Consider the following 17,221-nt stretch of genomic DNA (forward strand, 5'->3'; position numbering starts at 1 on the left):
GTCTGTTGAAATTTCGAACACAAGGGAGGGGGCCGGTTGTGGGACGCCTTGTACCTGCCGTGACCCGAGCTCTGGACATACTGGAGCTCTTCCTCGACGGGGACGGGACGCTCTCCGCCCCCGACATCGTGCGCAAGCTACAGCTGCCGCGCACGACGGTGCACGAGCTGGTCACCACGCTCGCCGCCCGTTCGTACATCGTCCAGGTGCCGGCCCAGCCGGGACGCTACCGGCTCGGCGTGCGGCCGTACCAGCTCGGCAGCCGGTACGCCGAGCAGCTGGACCTCGCCGCCGAGGGCCAGCAGGTCGCCCGCTCGGTCGCCGAGACCTGCGACGAGACCGTCCACGTGGCGATCCTCGAAGGCACCGACGTCATCTACATCGCCAAGGTGGACTCCACGCACGCCGTGCGCATGGTGTCGGCGGCGGGCCGTCGCCTCCCCGCGCACTGCACCTCCGTCGGCAAGATGCTGCTCGCCTCGCTCCCCGGCCCGGAGCTGGCGTCACGCATCCCGGACGACGTCGAGCTGGTCGCGATGACGCCCAACAGCATCACCGAGCCGACCGCCCTGCGCGAGGCCCTCGCCGAGATCCGCCGCCGCGGCATCGCCGTGGAGAGCCGCGAGTCCAACCCGGACGTCAGCTGCGTCGCCGCCCCGGTGCGCGACCGCACGGGACGGGTCGTCGCCGCGCTCTCCATTTCCGTCCCGATGATTCGCTGGAGCGACGAGCGCCGCGTCGAACTGGAGCAGCTCGCCGCGAAGGGCGCCGCCGAGCTGTCCGAGCGCCTCGGCCACCGGAGCGTGGGATGACGGGCATCGAGGTCGCGGTCCGCGCGTACGCGGCGCTGGGGGAGGGGCCGACCTGGGACCCCCATGAACAGCGGCTGATCTGGGTCGACATCCTCGGCTCCCGGGTCCATACGTACGATCCCGGCTCCGGACGCCGCACGGTCATGGCCACCGAGCAGCACGTGGGCGCCGCGAAGCCACGTGTGGGCGGGGGGCTGGTCGTCAACCTCCGTGACGGCGTCGGTCTTTACGACCGCGATCCCGACGGATTCCGGTGGCTGCGTCGCGAGGTCGTGCCCGGCCGCCGCGCCAACGACGCCGCCGTCGCTCCCGACGGCACCCTGTGGGCCGGCACCATGCGCTACGACGAGGCACCGGGCGGCGGCACGCTGTCCCGGATCGCCCCCGACGGCACCGCACAGACCGTCCTCGACGACGTCGCCGTCAGCAACGGCACGGGCTGGAGCCCCGACGGGCGATTGATGTACTACATCGACTCGCCGACGCGACGGATCGACGTGTTCGACGTGGGCGAGCGCCAACTGCCGCTCAATAGACGGCAGTTGGCGGCAATCGAAGACGATGCCGGCTTCCCCGACGGACTCACCGTCGACGCCGACGGCTGCGTATGGGTGGCCCTGTGGGACGGCGGAGCCGTCCGCCGCTACACGCCGGACGGGGAGCTCGACCGCGTGGTCGAGCTCCCCGTCCGACGCCCCACCGCCTGCACGTTCGGCGGCGCCGACCTGACCGACCTGTACATCACCACGGCCCGTACGGGCCTGGACGCGCCGCACCCGCTCTCCGGCTCGGTGCTGGTGGTGCCCGGCGCGGGGAAGGGCCTGCCGCAGCCCGCCTTCGCGGGATAGCAACTCCCCGGACGTCCCCGCCCAGTTGTTGGGCGGGGACGTCTGATTTTGCGCAAACCATTGACGGGAAACCGCTTCCTATCTACGGTCCCGTTCGAAGTTGCGATCACCTATCGAAATCTCGAACAGTAAGGGCAGGGCATGGGACGACCTGGCCTGAATCGCAGGCAAATCCTGGCTGGACTGGGTGGGTTGACAGTCGCGGGCAGCCTCGGCTTCGCCGCGCTCGGCACCGGTGCGGACGCGCTTGCGTCCAGTGCGAGCACGCGCGTCCGCTACTGGAACCTCTTCAGCGGCGGCGACGGCTACAACATGATCGCGATGCTGGACGCCTTCCGTAAGGCGAACCCGGACATCGACGTGAAGGATTCGACCCTCGCGTGGGGCAATCCGTACTACACCAAACTCGCCATGGCGGCCGCCGGCAGCCGCGCGCCCGACCTCGGTGTCATGCACCTGGGGCGCGTCGCCGGCTTCGCGCCGGGGCGGCTCCTGGACCCCTGGGACATGGACCTGCTCGCCAAGTACGGCATCCGCGAACAGGACTTCAACCCGGCGCTGTGGAAGCGCGCCGTCATCGACGGGAAGCTCTACGCGCTGCCCCTCGACATCCACGCCCAGCTGTCGTTCTACCGCAAGGACGTCCTGAAGAAGGCGGGCCTCCTCGGTGACGACGGCCTCATCGTGCCGATCACCTCCACCAAGGAGTGGTTCGACGCCCTCAAGGCCGCCAAGAAGGCCACCAAGAAGGGCCTGCAGACCGTCGGCATCCACGCCAACGACCCGAACTTCTCCTGGTGGTTCTTCGTCGCCTTCTACACCCAGCTCGGCGGTACCTACTTCAACTCCGCGATGACGGACGTCGTCTTCGACGAGGACAAGGCCACCCAGGTCCTGGAGTTCCTGCGCCAGCACATCACCGACGGGTACGCCATCGCCGGTGCGGCCGACGCCGAGCAGTTCATCAACGGCTCGCCGTTCGTGTGGGAGGGCAACTGGTCCGTGCCCGTCTACTCGGGCGCGAAGATCGAGTACGGCGCGACCCCGCTGCCCCCGGTCTTCGGCAAGCAGGCGACCCACGCCGAGTCGCACTCCTTCGTCCTGCCGCACCAGTCGAGCCGGGGCGGCTCCGCCAACGAGGGCGCGCACCGGCTGGCCGCGTACGTCGTCAAGAACGCCCTCGCCTGGGCGGCGGGCGGCCACATCCCCGCCTACACGCCGACCCTCGAGTCCGCCGCGTACAAGAAGCTCACCCCGCAGAACGAGTACGTCTCGGCCATGTTCCACCAGGCGACCGAGCCGAAGGCGTGGTTCGCGGGCTCCACCGGCACGCTCGCCGCCCGCATCGGGCCCGTCGTCGCCTCCTCCAACCTGGGCTCGGCCAAGCCGGCCGCGACCGCCCACCGCATGAAGAACGTGCTGGAACAGCTGTTGGCCATGAAGAACCCGATGGACGGCAAGACCGCCGCGCAGACGCAGGGAGGTGCCGCATGACGACGACCAGCGCCGAGGCCGCTCTCGCGCCCGCCTCGAAGCAGATACGTTCCACCAGCGCCGGGGACACCGACAGCCTCCGGGCCCGGATGGGACGCAGGCTCCAGCACGGCGGCTGGTTCGTCGCGCCGTTCCTCGTGCTGTTCGCCCTGTTCGTGATCTGGCCGGTCCTGCGGGGCGTGTACCTGAGCTTCACCGACGCCAACGTGTCCGGCGTCGGCGAGAACTTCGTCGGCTGGGACAACTACCGCGAGGCCTTCCACGACCCGCTGGTGTGGGACTCCCTCGGTCACAGCGCGTACTTCACTCTCCTGGTCGTGCCCTGCATCACCGTCCTCGCCTTCCTGATGGCGATGCTCGCCCACCACATCGAGCACGCCAAGTGGCTGTGGCGGCTGTGCTTCTTCGCCCCGTTCCTGCTGCCGTCCACGGTCGCGGGCAACCTGTGGCAGTGGCTGTTCAACCCCGGCACGGGCATGGTCAACTACGTCCTCGGCATCGACACGCCCTGGCTCACCGACAAGTCGTACGCCATGCTCGCCGTCGTCATCACCACCCTGTGGTGGACCGTCGGCTTCAGCTTCCTGCTCTACCTCGCCGCCCTCCAGTCCATCCCGGACCACCTGTACGAGGCCGCCAAGCTGGACGGCGCCAACGCCTGGCACCGCATGGTGCACATCACCCTGCCGATGCTGCGCAACATCACCGGCCTCGTCATCGCCCTGCAGATCCTCGCTTCGCTCCAGATCTTCGACCAGGCCGTCGTGATCTACGACTTCGGTCCCGGTCCGGAGGAATCGACGCGCACCTTCGTCCAGTACACCCTCGAAGAGGGCTTCACCAGCTACCGCGTGGGCTACGCCTCCGCGATCTCCATCATCTTCTTCGTGATCATCGCGTCCGTCGCCCTCGGCCGGATGTGGCTGCTGCGCAAGCGTGAGGAGGGCGTGCGATGACCGCCACGCAAGTTCCGGTCAAGGCCGAGGTCGAGGCCAAGGTCAAGGCCAGGACCCGGAAGCCCTGGACCCCCAGCCAGATCATCCTCACCGTGCTCGGTGCCGCCGTCTCCGCGGTGTGGGTGGCGCCCCTGGCCTGGGCCCTGTTCACCTCCCTCAAGTCGGAGACCGAGGCCGTAGAGGTGCCGCCGCACTGGCTGCCGAAGGTATGGACGGCCCAGGCGTGGAAGGCCATCTTCGAGACCGGCAACATCACCAACTGGTTCGTGAACTCGTTCGTCGTCTCGGTCTGCGTCACGGCCATCGTGCTGCTGGTCAGCGCGCTCGCGGGCTACGGTTTCGCGCGCACCGAGTTCCGTTTCAAGGGCGCCCTGATGGGCCTCGTGATGGCCGGGCTCATGGTGTCGCCCGCCGTCCTCGGCGTCCCCCTGTTCACCACGGTCCAGCAGATGGGGATGGTCGACACCTACTGGGGCATGATCCTGCCGCAGTGCGCGCCGGCCGCCATGGTCTACATCCTCTACAAGTTCTTCCAGGGCATTCCCAGGGAGCTGGAGGAGGCCGCGTTCATCGACGGCGCGGGCCGCTGGCGGGTCTTCTTCACCATCATCGTGCCGCTGTCGCGCCCGTCCCTCTCGGCCGTCGGGATCTTCACCTTCATCGCGTCCTGGAACAACTTCCTGTGGCCGTACATGGTGACCAACAACCCCGACCTGATGACCATGCCGAACGGCATCGCGACCGTCATGAACTCCTACGGCATCCAGTGGGCCCAGCTCATGGCCGGCGGCCTGATGGCGGGCCTGCCGCTGATCATCGTCTTCGTCTTCTTCCAGCGCCAGATCGTCGCGGGCGTCGCCCACACCGGCCTCGCGGGCCAGTAACTCCCCTTAGGAGACATACAGGTGAAGCGCCTCAGACTCGCGGCGATCCTCTCCGCCGCCCTCCTCGCCTTCCTGCCGACCACCGCGCACGCCGCCGACTACCCCGATCCCCTCCCCCTCACCGGCCAGGAGATCATCCACGACCCCACCGCCATCCACCTCAAGAACGGCCTGTACGTGGCCTATTCGACGGGCGGGATCATCGGAGCCCGCCTGTCCACGGACCTGCGCCACTGGGACGACGCGGGCAACGCCTTCGCCGAGCCGCCGTCCTGGTGGTACGACTACAACTCCACCGGCGACCCCTGGGCGCCCGACATCTCCTACCGCGCCGGCAAGTACTGGCTGTACTACGCGGTCTCCTCCTGGGGCACCAACCACTCCGCGATCGGCGTGGCCACCTCCGCGACCGGCATGCCCGGCACCTGGGACGACCAGGGCGTCGTCTACGCCTCCACGACGGCCGACGACCACAACGCCATCGACCCGAACGTGATCGACAGCGGCAAGGACGGCCTCTGGCTGGACTTCGGCTCGTACTGGACCGGCATCCGGATGGTGAAGCTCGACCGCCGCACCGGCAAGGCAGCCACCGACGACACCACCGTGTACCACCTCGCCACCCGCCCCGACCTGCCCTACGCCGTCGAGGGCCCCGGCATCGTCAAGCACGGCCGCTACTACTACCTCTTCGCCTCGTACGACGCCTGCTGCGCGGGCGTGAACTCCACCTACAAGATCAAGGTCGGCCGGTCCACGTCCGTCACCGGCCCGTACGTCGACAGCGACGGCACCCCGATGCTGGACGGCGGCGGCGACCTGCTCCTGGCCGGGCACGGCCGGTACATCGGCACGGGCGGCCAGTCGGTGATGCACGACCGCGGACACGACTGGCTCGTCTACCACTACTACGACGCCGACGACAACGGCACACCCAAGCTCGGCCTGAACAAGCTGAGTTGGGGCCATGACGGCTGGCCCACCGTTCGATAGGCACCCCGGACACCCGGATTCGGCAAGACCCTGAAAGGACCCCATGTCCAGCACTACCGCCCGCTTCGCCCTCGACCCCGCCTTCACCGTCGGTCAGGTCGACCCACGTCTCTTCGGTTCCTTCGTCGAGCACCTCGGCCGCTGCGTCTACACCGGCATCTTCGAGCCGGGTCACCCCTCGGCCGACGAGGCGGGCCTGCGCACGGACGTGCTGGAACTGGTCCGCGAGCTCGGCGTGACCGCGATCCGCTACCCCGGCGGCAACTTCGTCTCCGGCTACAACTGGGAGGACTCGGTGGGCCCCGTCGAGGAGCGGCCCCGCCGTCTCGACCTCGCCTGGCGCTCCACCGAGTCCAACCGCTTCGGGCTGAGCGAATACATCGCCTTCCTGAAGAAGATCGGCCCGCAGGCCGAGCCGATGATGGCCGTCAACCTCGGCACGCGCGGTGTCGCCGAGGCCCTGGAGCTCCAGGAGTACGCCAACCACCCTGCCGGAACCGCCCGTTCGGACCTGCGGGTGGCGCACGGCGACAAGGACCCGTTCGGCATCAGGCTGTGGTGCCTCGGCAACGAAATGGACGGGCCCTGGCAGACCGGCCACAAGACCGCCGAGGAGTACGGCCGTCTCGCCGCCGAGACCGCCCGCGCGATGCGGCAGATCGACCCGGACCTCGAACTCGTCGCGTGCGGCTCCTCCGGGCAGGGCATGGAGACCTTCGCCGAGTGGGAGGCGACCGTGCTCCAGGAAACGTACGACCTCGTCGACTACGTCTCCCTGCACGCCTACTACGAGGAGTTCGACGGCGACCGGGACTCGTTCCTCGCCTCCGCCGTCGACACGGAGTCCTTCATCGAGAACGTCGTGGCGACCTGCGACCACGTGGGCGCCCGGCTGAAGTCCAAGAAGAAGATCAACCTCTCCTTCGACGAGTGGAACGTCTGGTACCAGCAGCGGCCCAACCCGCACCCGGTGGAGGACTGGCAGGAGGCCCCGCGCCTCCTCGAGGACGTCTACTCCGTCACCGACGCGGTCGTCTTCGGCTCCCTGCTCATCGCGCTGCTGCGGCACGCGGACCGCGTCACCGTCGCCTGCCTGGCCCAGCTGGTCAACGTCATCGCGCCGATCATGACGGAACCGGGCGGTCCGGCGTGGCGGCAGACCACGTTCTTCCCCTTCGCGCAGGCCGCGAAGTACGGGCGCGGCCAGGTCCTCGACGTACGCGTGGACTCGCCGACGTACGAGACGAAGAAGTACGGCGAGGCGGACCTGCTGCACGCCACCGCCGTGCGCGCCGACGACGGCTCGGTCACCGTGTTCGCCGTCAACCGCAGCCAGACCGAGCCGCTTCCGCTCGAAGTCGCCCTGAGCCGACTGGGGTTGACGACGGTCGTCGAGCACAGCGCGCTCGCCGACGCCGATCCGGACGCCGTCAACACCCTCGACGACCAGGAGCGGGTCACCCCGCACCCCGTCGAGGGGACCACCCTCCAGGACGGCACGCTCAGCGCCGTCCTGGAGCCGCTGTCGTGGAATGTGATCCGGCTGGCCTAGCTCATGCCGAGCGCGCGGCCGGGGGAGTCCACCGGTGTCACCGGCACTCCGCCGGCCGCGCTGCCCAGCAGGGTCAGCTTCACCTGACCGGGGCCCGCGGGTGTGGTGCCGTCGGACAGGACGGCGAGGGCCAGTGTGTTGCGCCCACGTGTGAGCAGCACCCCGTTTGGCAGGACGAAGGTGTGCTGGGGGCCTACGTCGTTGATGTACTGGCCCATGTTCCAGCCGTTCAGGAAGATCTGGACGCGATAGGCGCGAGCCGGGTCGTCGGTGAGCGTGAGGCCAATCGACGCGTCCACGCCGGGGTCGACGGTGAGCCGGAAGTCGGTGCGGTACCAGGCGACGCCCTGCTGCCGCTCGGCGCGCGGGAAGTCGACGACCTTCCACAGGCCGTCCGCGAACTCCGGCAGATGCCATCCGTGGCGCTCCCCGTACAGCCCGCCGTTGTTGAGCGGTCCGCGCACCGGGTCGGCGGCCGCCTCGCCCTGAATTCGCCAAGTGACCGCCGGAGAAGCCCCTTTGAAGGTCACGGCGGTCAGTCCACGCGCCACCTTGTGGGTGTCCCGCGCCGCCAGGTCCTGGTCGTGCTGCATCCGGCGGACGAGGACGGAGAGGACCCGCTGCTCGGCGTCGTCCGGAAGGGGGAACGTCGCCGTGGCGCTCCAGGACCCTTGCCTGACCGTCTTCTTGTCGGGCACCGGCATCCGGTGCGTACCCAGCGGTTTCCCGTCCAGCCATGCCATGAGCAGTCCCTGCGCGCCCGCGATGTAGGCGAGGGACACCGAGTCCGCGGCGCCCGCGTCGGTGAGGTGCCCCCGGTACCAGACGTCTCCGTAGTGGAATCCGTAGTCGTCGGCGAACAGCACGGGCTGCCCGGCGGGTACGGGGGTGGTGCTGTACGAGGACGTCCTGTTCGCCACCTTCCACGCCAAGTCGTCGAAGTCGGCGGCGGACTCGGGGTTTTCGGCGGACCGGCGCCAGTTGGTCAGCGCGGGGAGCTGGACGTCCGGTACTCCGGGTAGCCGCTGCTCGGCCCGCAGGCTCCCGGAGGTGGTGGCGCGCGCTTTCAGGGTGCCCTGGTTCCAGACGACTTCGCTCACTCCGCGCGGTCCCCAGACCTCCAGGTCCGCCGCCTGGACCGTGTCCCCGGTGAGGTGGACGGTCGTGTCGCGCAGGGCGGCGGTGCGCAGGAGTGCGGGGCCGCGCACCAGCACAGGCCCCGACGGGGTGTCGTACCGCCACAGCCGCGCGGAGGTCTCGTCGTCGGCGAGCAGCAGCAGGAGCGGTGCCGAGGTGCCGCCGCCTTCCACCAACACCCTTGTGAGCCCGACCAGTTGGGCGTCAACCCGCAGGACGCCGTCCGCGTACTGATGCCGGGCGCTCCCCTCCAGCACGGTGACCGTCGGCGCGCTCGCGCACTCCAGCCCGGTCTGTGTCGACTCCCCCGAGCGGCCGGTGAGTACGGCGATGTCCTGCCGCCCGGCGGTGAGCCACAGCATGGGCTGGGCGGTGGAGTACCTCAGCTTCCGTCGCCCGAGGGCGATTCCGGTGGCCAGCAGCCGGGCGTCGTGACCGGGCACCGGCACGGGAACGGTCTTCCCCGCGAGCGGGACGGAGGCGGTGACCTCGGCGGACGTGTCATTGCGCAGTACGTAGAAGTGGGCGTGCGTGTCCGGGTTGATGAGGTGGTACGCCTTGATCCCGGTGTCGCTGACCGCGATGTCTTCGGCGCGGTCCAGTTTCGCCAGGTCGGGCACGGAGTGCAGGAGCTGCCCGATCTGGTGCATCGGGATCAGCTTCGAGGTCGGCTGCCGGGCCTCGTCGAGGGCGGCACCGTAGTCGTACGACGTGTAGACGACCGGCGCGGGCAGCCAGCCCCAGGAGGTGCCGCCGAAGGTCATGTAGACGTTGTGGACCTTGATGCCGTTGGCGAGGTTGGTGAGGTAGAAGCGCCGCTCGTACGCCGCGTCCCGGGTCCGGCGCGACTCCGCGTACCCCTTCCCGTCGAACTCCGCGCCACCCCATGGATCGAACCAGCCGCCCCCGAACTCGGCCAGGAGGCCCGGGGTGTCGGGACTCGCGGTCGAGCCTCCCTTCGTACCGCCGGTGCCGAAGTAGCCCCAGTCGGGTGGGGTCGCGGAGGGTGACGGATAGCCGTCGAAGCCGTACAGGTAACGCCCGCTCTCACCACCCGTGTTGAACGTCCCCGGGGCCCAATGGCCGTTCCTGCCCTTGTCGTTGTGGAAGAGCGGCACGTCGATGCCGTCTTCGCGGACCTTGGCGTACAGATGGGCCATGTAGTCGCGGCCGAGGGAGCTGGTGACGTTGTTCGCGTACTCGTTCTCCAGCTGGTAGAGGACGACCGTGCCGCCGCCCTTGGTGTAGAGGTGCTGGGCGGCGATCCGGTCGACCGCGGTCAGCCACTGGTCGACGTACTTCAGGTAGGTCGGATCGGAGGTCCGGGCCGTGCCCCGGGTGACGGTCAGCCAGCCGGGGAAGCCGCCCCCGTCGACCTCGGCGTTGATGTACGGGCCCGGACGCAGGATGACGTACAGGCCGGTCTCGGCGGCCGTCCGCAGGAACAGGTCGAGGTCGCGGACGCCGGTGAAGTCGTACGTGCCCGGCGCGGGGGAGTGGTAGTTCCAGGAGACGTAGATGCTGATCGTGTTGTAGCCGTGGGCGCGCAGCTTCTGCAGGACGTCCCGCCACAGCGACGGGCTCGGCAGGCGGAAGGGATGGACCTCGCCGGACCAGAGCACGACACGCTTGCCGTCGATCAGCATCGAGTACCGGTCGAAGCCGACGGTGTGCGCCTTGCCGTCGGCCGCGGGCGGTCCGGGCGCGGGCCCGGTGGGAACGCTGGGCGCCCGCCCGGCGGCGTACGCCCCGCTGCCGCCGCTTCCGCTCAGCGAGAAGCCGAGCGCGGTAGTGCCGGCGAGTGCGCTGAAGGTACGTCTGCTCAACACCATGCGGGGTCCTCCCGAGGACAGCGATGGGGGTCCCCCCGGTTCGAGCGAAGCCGAGAACTGGGGGAGGGTGCGGCCATTGTCCACAGCTATACGTCCCAAAATGGTCATATGAGGATCTCGGCACGGGCGGATTACGCGGTACGGGCGGCACTGGAGCTCGTCATCCGGCAGGGCGACGGCCCGGTGAAGGCCGAGGCCATCGCCACCGCGCAGGACATTCCGCATAAATTTCTCGAGGGGATCCTGGGCGATCTCCGGCGTGGCGGCCTCGTCACCAGCCAGCGCGGCGGCAACGGCGGCTACCGGCTCGCCCGTGCCGCCGACGCGATCACCGTCGCCGATGTCATCCGTGCGGTCGACGGCCCCATCGTCTCCGTACGCGGCGAACGGCCCACCCAACTGGCGTACACCGGGCCCGCCGAACCCCTGCTGCCGCTGTGGGTCGCGGTCCGCGCCAATGTGCGGAAGATCCTCGAGGGCGTCACGCTCGCGGACATCGCGGCGGACGCGCTGCCGGAGCCGGTGCGGGAGCTGGCGGCGGAGCCGGCGTCCTGGGAGAACCCTTAGAACTTCCTGCGGAAGATCGGGCTCCGTCTGTGAAGCGTCCTCATTTCGCGCTCAGACTGTCCTCAGTTTCAGCCCTTAGCGTCACGTCCCGTTCATCCCTATCGAACCGATAGGAAAACCAGGAAAAGACGGGACCGACCGCATGCGCACGCTCATCCTGCTCGCCCTCGCGGGCCTTGGTGCCCAGCTGGTGGACGGCAGCCTGGGCATGGCCTACGGCGTGACCTCGACCACCTTGCTGCTCGCCATGGGCACCAACCCGGCCCTGGCCTCGGCCACGGTCCATCTCTCCGAGATCGGCACCACGCTGATGTCCGGCGCCTCGCACTGGCGCTTCGGGAACGTGGACTGGAAGGTCGTCGCCAAGATCGGCGTACCCGGGGCGATCGGCTCGTTCCTCGGTGCGACGGTCCTCTCCAACCTGTCGACCGAGGTGGCCGAACCGGCCATGTCGCTGATCCTGCTGGGCCTCGGCCTGTACGTCATGTCCCGCTTCACCTTCCGCGGCATGCCCAAGGGCAACCTCGGCAAGCCGCTGCGCAAGCGGTTCCTCGCGCCGCTCGGCCTGGTCGCCGGGTTCCTGGACGCGACGGGCGGAGGCGGCTGGGGTCCGGTCGGCACCCCGGCCCTGCTGGCCAGCGGCCGGATGGAGCCGCGCAAGGTGATCGGCTCGATCGACACGAGCGAGTTCCTGGTCGCCATCGCCGCGAGCCTCGGATTCCTCTTCTCGCTGGGCTCGCAGGGCCTGGACTGGGGCTGGGTCCTCGCGTTCCTGCTCGGCGGCCTGGTGGCCGCGCCCGTCGCCGCCTGGCTGGTCCGCCTGGTCCCGCCGCGCGTCCTGGGCTCCGCGGTCGGCGGCGTCATCATCGTCACCAACGTCCGTACGCTCCTGAAGAGCGACTGGGTCGGTGCGTCCGGGGCGGTCAGCGCCCCGGTGTACGTCCTGCTGTACGCGCTGTGGGCTGCCGCCCTGACGTACTCGATCCGCGCCTACCGCAAGGAGAAGGCGGCGGAGTCGGCGGTCGAGGAGCCGCAGCCCGTAGCGGTTTAGTGCGCGTTCTTGCGGGCCTGATCCGGCGATGCCGGAGGCGGGGTGGCCCCACCGGGCCGGGCGGGCGGTGGGCCCACCCCTGTCTCCGTGGGGGGAGGTGCGGGGGCAGGTCAGCTCGTTTCGACGCCGACTGTGAGGGTGCCGGTGTAACCGGAGGCTGCCGTGCTGCCCAGGGCCGTCAGGGTCAGGAGGCCGGACGCGGCGCCTCCGTCGTCGTAGATGGAGTCCTGGGCGAGGGTGGTGCGGGTGACGGTGTTGGTGGAGTACGGGGAGACCTTGGCCACCGCTGTCGTGACCGTCTCGTTGAAGAAGAGCTGACCGGTGTGGAGTTCCTGGCCGCCGGTGAAGGAGCCGTCGGAGGTGAGGGTGACTCCGGTGTGCACCTTGAGGTGGATGTGGATGCAGCGGCCCCGGTACCAGCCGGGGTAGATGGTCGTCAGTTTCGCTACGCCGTCCGTGCCCGTCAGGACGCCGCCGCGCAGGAACGTGCCGTCGTCGGGTTCCGAGTGGCCGTTGCCGCCGACGAAGCCGGAGTACTCGCCGAGGGCGTCGCAGTGCCAGATCTCCACGAGGGCGTTGCCGAGCGGGGCGCAGGTGTCGTCGTCGACGACGGTGAGCGTGAGTTTGAGGGGGACGCCCGGCTTGCTCTCGGTGACGTCGGCGCGGACGAGCTGTCCGTCGAGGTAGTAGGGGCCTTCGGTCATCTCCTTGGTGAGGGTGCAGACGGCCGCGGCGGCGGCGGGGGTCGCGTCCGCCGCGTCGGCTGTGGGGGCTTCAGGCGCTGCGGCGCCCACGGCCAGTGCTGCGGCCGTGGCGCCCGTGGCGATCAGTACGGTGCGGCGCCCGATCGGGTTTGCTGCTTCTGAAGTGTCTGTCATGGACACGGCACCGTAAGAGTGGGTGCTGTCGGCCAGCTGTCAGTTTGGCAAAGCGACGGAACGTCAAGTTCGTTGTGAGACAGCTTGTTGAGGCGTACGTGGGAATATCTCCTGCCCGCCAGGGACTTCGCAGTGATGTTGGACCGTGACGGCGAACCGTGACGTGGAACCGGAATCCAGCTGGGGGAGTAGCGATGAAGAACGAACGCGCGCTGGTCATCGGCGGTGGCGGAGTCGCCGGTATCGCCTGGGCGACGGGCGTGCTGGCCGGTCTCGCCGACGCCGGGGCCGATGTCACCGACGCGGACTTCCTGTTGGGCACCTCGGCCGGGTCGGCGGTGGCCGCCCAGATCACCAGCGGCGTGGAGCTGCCGGTGCTGTTCCAGGCCCAGGTGGACCCCGCGCTCCAGCGGGAGGAGCTGAAGCCACGAGAAGGCGCGCTCGCCGAGGTCTTCGAGTTCGGCGCGAAGGTGGACGCCGAGGTCACCGACCCGGTGGAACGCCTGCGTCGGGTGGGCGAGATGGCACTGGCCGCCGAGACCGTGACCGAGGCCGAGCGGCGGCCTGTCATCGAGGCCCGGCTGCCGTCCCACAGTTGGCCGGAGCGCAATCTGTCCGTGGTCGCCGTGCACGCCGTCACCGGTGAGACCCGGGTCTTCGACCGTGCCTCCGGCGTCGGCCTGGTGGACGCCGTGAGCGCGAGTTGCGCCATCCCTGGTGTCTGGCCCGCCGTGACGATCGGTGACGCCCGCTACATCGACGGCGGCGTCCGTTCCTTCACCAACCTCGATCTCGCGGCAGGCTACGCCCGCACCCTCGTCATCGCTCCGATGCCCGACCCGGTGCTCGAAGCCGACGCGGCCTCGATCGCCGAGCGCGGCGGCCTCATCGAGGTCATCACCCCCGACGAGGCCGCTCTCGCCGCGTTCGGCACCGACCCGCTGTCCCCCGCCAGCAGGACCCCTGCCGGTCACGCCGGTTTCGCCCAGGGCCGGGCGGCGGCACAGGCGGTCACCGCGCTGTGGAACGAGCCGAGCGCGGAGTTCGGTGCGGATGCCTGACCTTGGCTGCGAAGTGGCCGTGGGGCCGCCCGCTTCTTGGTGGGGTGAGCGGGGCCAGCGGCCGGGGGTCATGGAGCAGCAATTGGCAGATCTGTGCCAGACCGTCCCAGGAAACCCCCAATTCGGCGGCCCGTCAGTGGCACAAATCTGCCAATTACCTCCTGAGGCGTGAGCCCTGGGGGTGGTGTGGCTGGTGTGGCCTGCATGGCTGGGCTGGCCTGTTGCCCCATCGGATCTACGGGCCGTCAAGCGGGCGGACGGGCCCTGAGTCACCGGTTCACAGGTTTCGCCCAGGGATGCTTCAGGTACGTCATGGAGTCTGCTCCGCATGCATGAACACCGACCACGTACCCCCGAAGCCGAGCGCAGCCGCCGCTGGTTCATGAACAAGGCGCTGCTCACCGGTGGCGTCGCCGCGGTGGCGACCATGACCGGGTGCTCCTCGAACTCCTCCGACACGGCGAGTTCCGCCTCGTCCTCCGGCGCCCCTGGCGGCGCCCCCAGCGGCATGCCCTCCGGCGGCCCGGGTGCCGGCGGCGGGGGCGGCATGGGCCCCGGGGTCTCCCAGGTCAAGTACAAGAACGTCAAGGGCGTCACCACCGACGGCAACGTCGTCGAGGACCTGTACTCGATCCACTCCACGGACGTCTCCACGGACGCGCTGGTCAAGGCGGCGCAGGCGTTCCTGGACGGGCTCTCCACGAAGGAGCGCAAGTCCTGCACGTTCGACGTCGATGCCGACGAGTGGACGGCCTGGAGCAACGTCGACGGCTACGACCGCAAGGGCGCCCGCATGGGCGACCTGACGGAGAAGCAGCGCAACCTCGGCTACGCGCTGCTCGGCAAGGCCCTGTCCGCCGACGGTCTCACCCAGACCCGCGGCATCATGAAGCTCAACGCGTTCCTGGGCGACTCCAACGGTGGCAACCAGAAGACCCTCACTGAGGGTCACTACTTCTTCACCTTCATGGGCACCCCGTCGACCACGAAGCCGTGGGGGTTCCAGTACGAGGGCCACCACGTCGCCATCAACTACTTCGTCCTGGGCGACCAGGTCGTGATGACGCCGACCTTCATGGGCTCGGAGCCCACGACGGGCACGTACAAGGGCGAGAAGATCACCCTCTTCCGGCCGGAGACCACTGCCGGCCTGGCCATGATCCGCTCCCTCACCAAGACGCAGCGGGCCAAGGCGGTCTCCTCGCAGGGGAACGGCAACGAGGACATGAAGGCCGGTGCCGGCCAGGACAACCTGAAGCTCGCCTACGAGGGTGTGTCCGGCTCCGACCTCACCTCCGCGCAGCAGGAGAAGCTGCTGGACCTGGTCCGTGTGTACGTCGGCTACATCAACGAGGGGCACGCCGAGGTCAAGATGACCGAGGTGGAGAAGCACCTGGACGACACGTACTTCTACTGGATGGGCGAGACGACGGACGGCTCCGCCTTCTACTACCGGGTGCACAGCCCGGTCGTGCTCATCGAGTACGACGCGCAGGCCCCGCTTTTCTACAAGGGGGACTCCTCCGCCAGCCCCAGCCCCAGCGCCAGCGCCAGCGCCAGCTCCGGTTCCAACGGCGGAGGCCCGGGCGGCGGCATGGGTATGGGTGGCGGGGAGCCGTCCCAGGAGCACATCCACACCATCATCCGCACCCCCAACGGCGGCGACTACGGCGTGGACCTGCTCAAGCTGCACCTGGAGAACGACCACTGACCCCACCGTGGGCAGGGCAGCCTCAGCTCGCCGACTTCGCGATCGACGTCAGGACCGCCTCCGGATCGCCGCCCGGTGCCACGGAGGCGCCGATCTTCGTCCTGATCGCCGCCGACACCCGCGACCAGCTGGTCTCGGAGAGTGGGTAGAGGTCCATGTTTCCCAGCGTGTCCAGGCCGTTCCACAGGCTGCGGTAGCGCTTGTCGGCGCGCATGGCGTTGCTCACGGATGTGGTGACGGGCAGCAGTTGGTACTCGGCGGCCTGCTCGGTGACGTACTTGTCGCTGTACAGGAAGTCGAGGAACTGGCCGATCTGCTCGCGGTGTCCGCGCTGTTTGAAGGCGATCGTCCAGTCGGCGGTGCCCATGGCCGGTACGGCGCTGCCGGTGCGGCTCGGCAGCGGAACCGTGCCGTAGGGGACGTTCAGCGTCGAGTCCTCGATCTGCCGCATCAGGGAGAGCGGGGCGTTGACCATCCCCGCGTCGCCGTCCAGGAAGGCCTCCAGGGCCTCGCTGCGATTCAGCTTGCCCGGCGGGACCGGGCCCGTGAGCCCTTCGGCGACGAGGTTCGACCTGATCCAGTCGAGTGTCGACACGTTGGCGTCGGAGGCGAGCGCGTAGCCACCGGCGCCCTCGGTGTAACCGCCGTCCCCGGCCAGCAGCCACATCAGCGTCTCGGCCTCCGCCTCCTCGGGGCCGAGTGGAACCGCGATCGGGTACTTCACGCCCGTCGCCTTCAACGCCCTTGCGTCGAGGAGGAGGTCCTGCCAGCTGGTGGGCGGTTCGAGGCCCGCGTTCCGGAACAGGTCCTTGTTGTAGTAGAGCAGCCGGGTGCTCGCGGTGAACGGCAGGCCGTACTGGGTGCGCTCCACCTGACCGGCCTCGGCGAGGCTCGTGACGAACCCGGCCTGGACGGCGATCGAGAGCAGTTCGTCCGCGGAGTAGAGCAGGCCCTTCGACGCGTACTCGGCGTAGCTGCCGGTCTGCACGATGTCGGGTGCCTTGCCCTGCTTCACCAGTTCGGCGACCTTCGCGTCGACGGTGTCGGCGGGGTAGACCTTCGCCACCACGCGGACACCCGGGTGGGAGGCCTGGAAGGCGAGTCCGACCCGGTCCCAGTAGCCCAGGGAGTTCTTGTGGACGCTGTCGCCGTAGTTGCTCGCGACGACGGTCAGGGTGACGCTCTCCGCCTCAGCCCCCGTGCCCATGCCGCAGCCGCTCGCCCCCACCGTGAGGCCCAGCGCGGCCGTCATCGTCACCATGATCCGGGCTCTGCGGCGCACGGTCATCACCCCTGTTCCAGCCATTCGTGACGCGCGTAGACGAAGCGCGTCGATCGTAGGCCGGGCGGCAGGCCCCGCGCAGGGCCGTGACGGTTGCGTTTTGGTTCCGGTGGTGTGACGCGCGGAGCCTGAAATCGCAGGCGTGTGAAGGGAGTTCGGCGTG

At 69.2% G+C, this 17,221-nt stretch carries 14 protein-coding genes; 11 read left to right on the forward strand and 3 right to left on the reverse strand.

What is annotated here, in order from left to right; genetic code table 11:
- The first annotated feature begins 38 nt into the window (after positions 1-38).
- The 7 genes from ACZ4WS_RS12975 (at position 39) to arfA (ending at position 7,539) form a co-directional block, all read left to right on the forward strand.
- Positions 39-812, forward strand: coding sequence for an IclR family transcriptional regulator (locus ACZ4WS_RS12975; RefSeq protein ID WP_467979842.1), 774 nt, complete (start codon positions 39-41; stop codon positions 810-812).
- Positions 809-1,660, forward strand: a complete 852-nt coding sequence (locus ACZ4WS_RS12980; RefSeq protein ID WP_467979844.1) for an SMP-30/gluconolactonase/LRE family protein — start codon at positions 809-811, stop codon at positions 1,658-1,660. Before ACZ4WS_RS12975 ends, ACZ4WS_RS12980 begins: the two co-directional genes overlap by 4 nt.
- Positions 1,661-1,801: 141 nt before the next feature.
- Complete coding sequence (locus ACZ4WS_RS12985) at positions 1,802-3,154, forward strand: extracellular solute-binding protein (RefSeq protein WP_467979846.1); 1,353 nt, start codon at positions 1,802-1,804, stop codon at positions 3,152-3,154.
- Positions 3,151-4,110, forward strand: a complete 960-nt coding sequence (locus tag ACZ4WS_RS12990; protein ID WP_467979848.1) for a carbohydrate ABC transporter permease — start codon at positions 3,151-3,153, stop codon at positions 4,108-4,110. Before ACZ4WS_RS12985 ends, ACZ4WS_RS12990 begins: the two co-directional genes overlap by 4 nt.
- A complete protein-coding gene (locus tag ACZ4WS_RS12995) occupies positions 4,107-4,994 on the forward strand; it encodes a carbohydrate ABC transporter permease (protein ID WP_467979850.1) in 888 nt (295 codons plus the stop codon). The genes ACZ4WS_RS12990 and ACZ4WS_RS12995 overlap by 4 nt, the downstream gene beginning before the upstream one ends.
- 21 nt (positions 4,995-5,015) lie before the next feature.
- Positions 5,016-5,987 carry an arabinan endo-1,5-alpha-L-arabinosidase gene (locus ACZ4WS_RS13000; protein ID WP_467979852.1) on the forward strand — a complete coding sequence of 324 codons (972 nt, stop codon included), beginning with the start codon at positions 5,016-5,018 and terminating at the stop codon, positions 5,985-5,987.
- Positions 5,988-6,030: 43 nt separating this feature from the next.
- Positions 6,031-7,539 (forward strand): arabinosylfuranosidase ArfA, encoded by a 1,509-nt coding sequence (gene arfA, locus ACZ4WS_RS13005; RefSeq protein ID WP_467979854.1) that lies wholly within the window; start codon positions 6,031-6,033, stop codon positions 7,537-7,539.
- On the opposite strand, the gene ACZ4WS_RS13010 is transcribed toward arfA, so the two are convergent.
- Positions 7,536-10,508 (reverse strand): beta-galactosidase, encoded by a 2,973-nt coding sequence (locus ACZ4WS_RS13010; protein WP_467979855.1) that lies wholly within the window; start codon positions 10,506-10,508, stop codon positions 7,536-7,538. The genes arfA and ACZ4WS_RS13010 overlap by 4 nt on opposite strands.
- Positions 10,509-10,616: 108 nt before the next feature.
- Between ACZ4WS_RS13010 and ACZ4WS_RS13015 the strand changes: the two genes are divergently transcribed.
- Together ACZ4WS_RS13015 and ACZ4WS_RS13020 are read left to right on the forward strand one after the other, a co-directional pair.
- Entirely contained in the window at positions 10,617-11,075 is a 459-nt protein-coding gene (locus ACZ4WS_RS13015; RefSeq protein ID WP_467979857.1) for an RrF2 family transcriptional regulator, read from the forward strand.
- Between the two features lie 142 nt (positions 11,076-11,217).
- Positions 11,218-12,126 (forward strand): sulfite exporter TauE/SafE family protein, encoded by a 909-nt coding sequence (locus ACZ4WS_RS13020; protein WP_467979858.1) that lies wholly within the window; start codon positions 11,218-11,220, stop codon positions 12,124-12,126.
- A gap of 110 nt (positions 12,127-12,236) precedes the next feature.
- Here ACZ4WS_RS13020 and ACZ4WS_RS13025 read toward each other — a convergent pair whose 3' ends face one another.
- Positions 12,237-13,004, reverse strand: a complete 768-nt coding sequence (locus ACZ4WS_RS13025; RefSeq protein WP_467979860.1) for an intradiol ring-cleavage dioxygenase — start codon at positions 13,002-13,004, stop codon at positions 12,237-12,239.
- Positions 13,005-13,198: 194 nt separating this feature from the next.
- On the opposite strand from ACZ4WS_RS13025, the gene ACZ4WS_RS13030 reads away from it, so the two are divergent.
- Positions 13,199-14,065: a patatin-like phospholipase family protein gene (locus ACZ4WS_RS13030; protein WP_467979861.1), complete on the forward strand. Its 867-nt coding sequence runs from the start codon at positions 13,199-13,201 to the stop codon at positions 14,063-14,065.
- A gap of 328 nt (positions 14,066-14,393) precedes the next feature.
- Positions 14,394-15,776: a DUF3500 domain-containing protein gene (locus tag ACZ4WS_RS13035; RefSeq protein ID WP_467979863.1), complete on the forward strand. Its 1,383-nt coding sequence runs from the start codon at positions 14,394-14,396 to the stop codon at positions 15,774-15,776.
- 22 nt (positions 15,777-15,798) lie between these two features.
- Here ACZ4WS_RS13035 and ACZ4WS_RS13040 read toward each other — a convergent pair whose 3' ends face one another.
- The gene (locus ACZ4WS_RS13040; protein ID WP_467979865.1) at positions 15,799-17,064 is read right to left on the reverse strand and encodes an ABC transporter substrate-binding protein; all 1,266 of its coding nucleotides are present in this window, start codon (positions 17,062-17,064) and stop codon (positions 15,799-15,801) included.
- Positions 17,065-17,221: the final 157 nt, after the last annotated feature.

It is taken from the genome of Streptomyces sp. NPDC029292 (assembly GCF_055569295.1).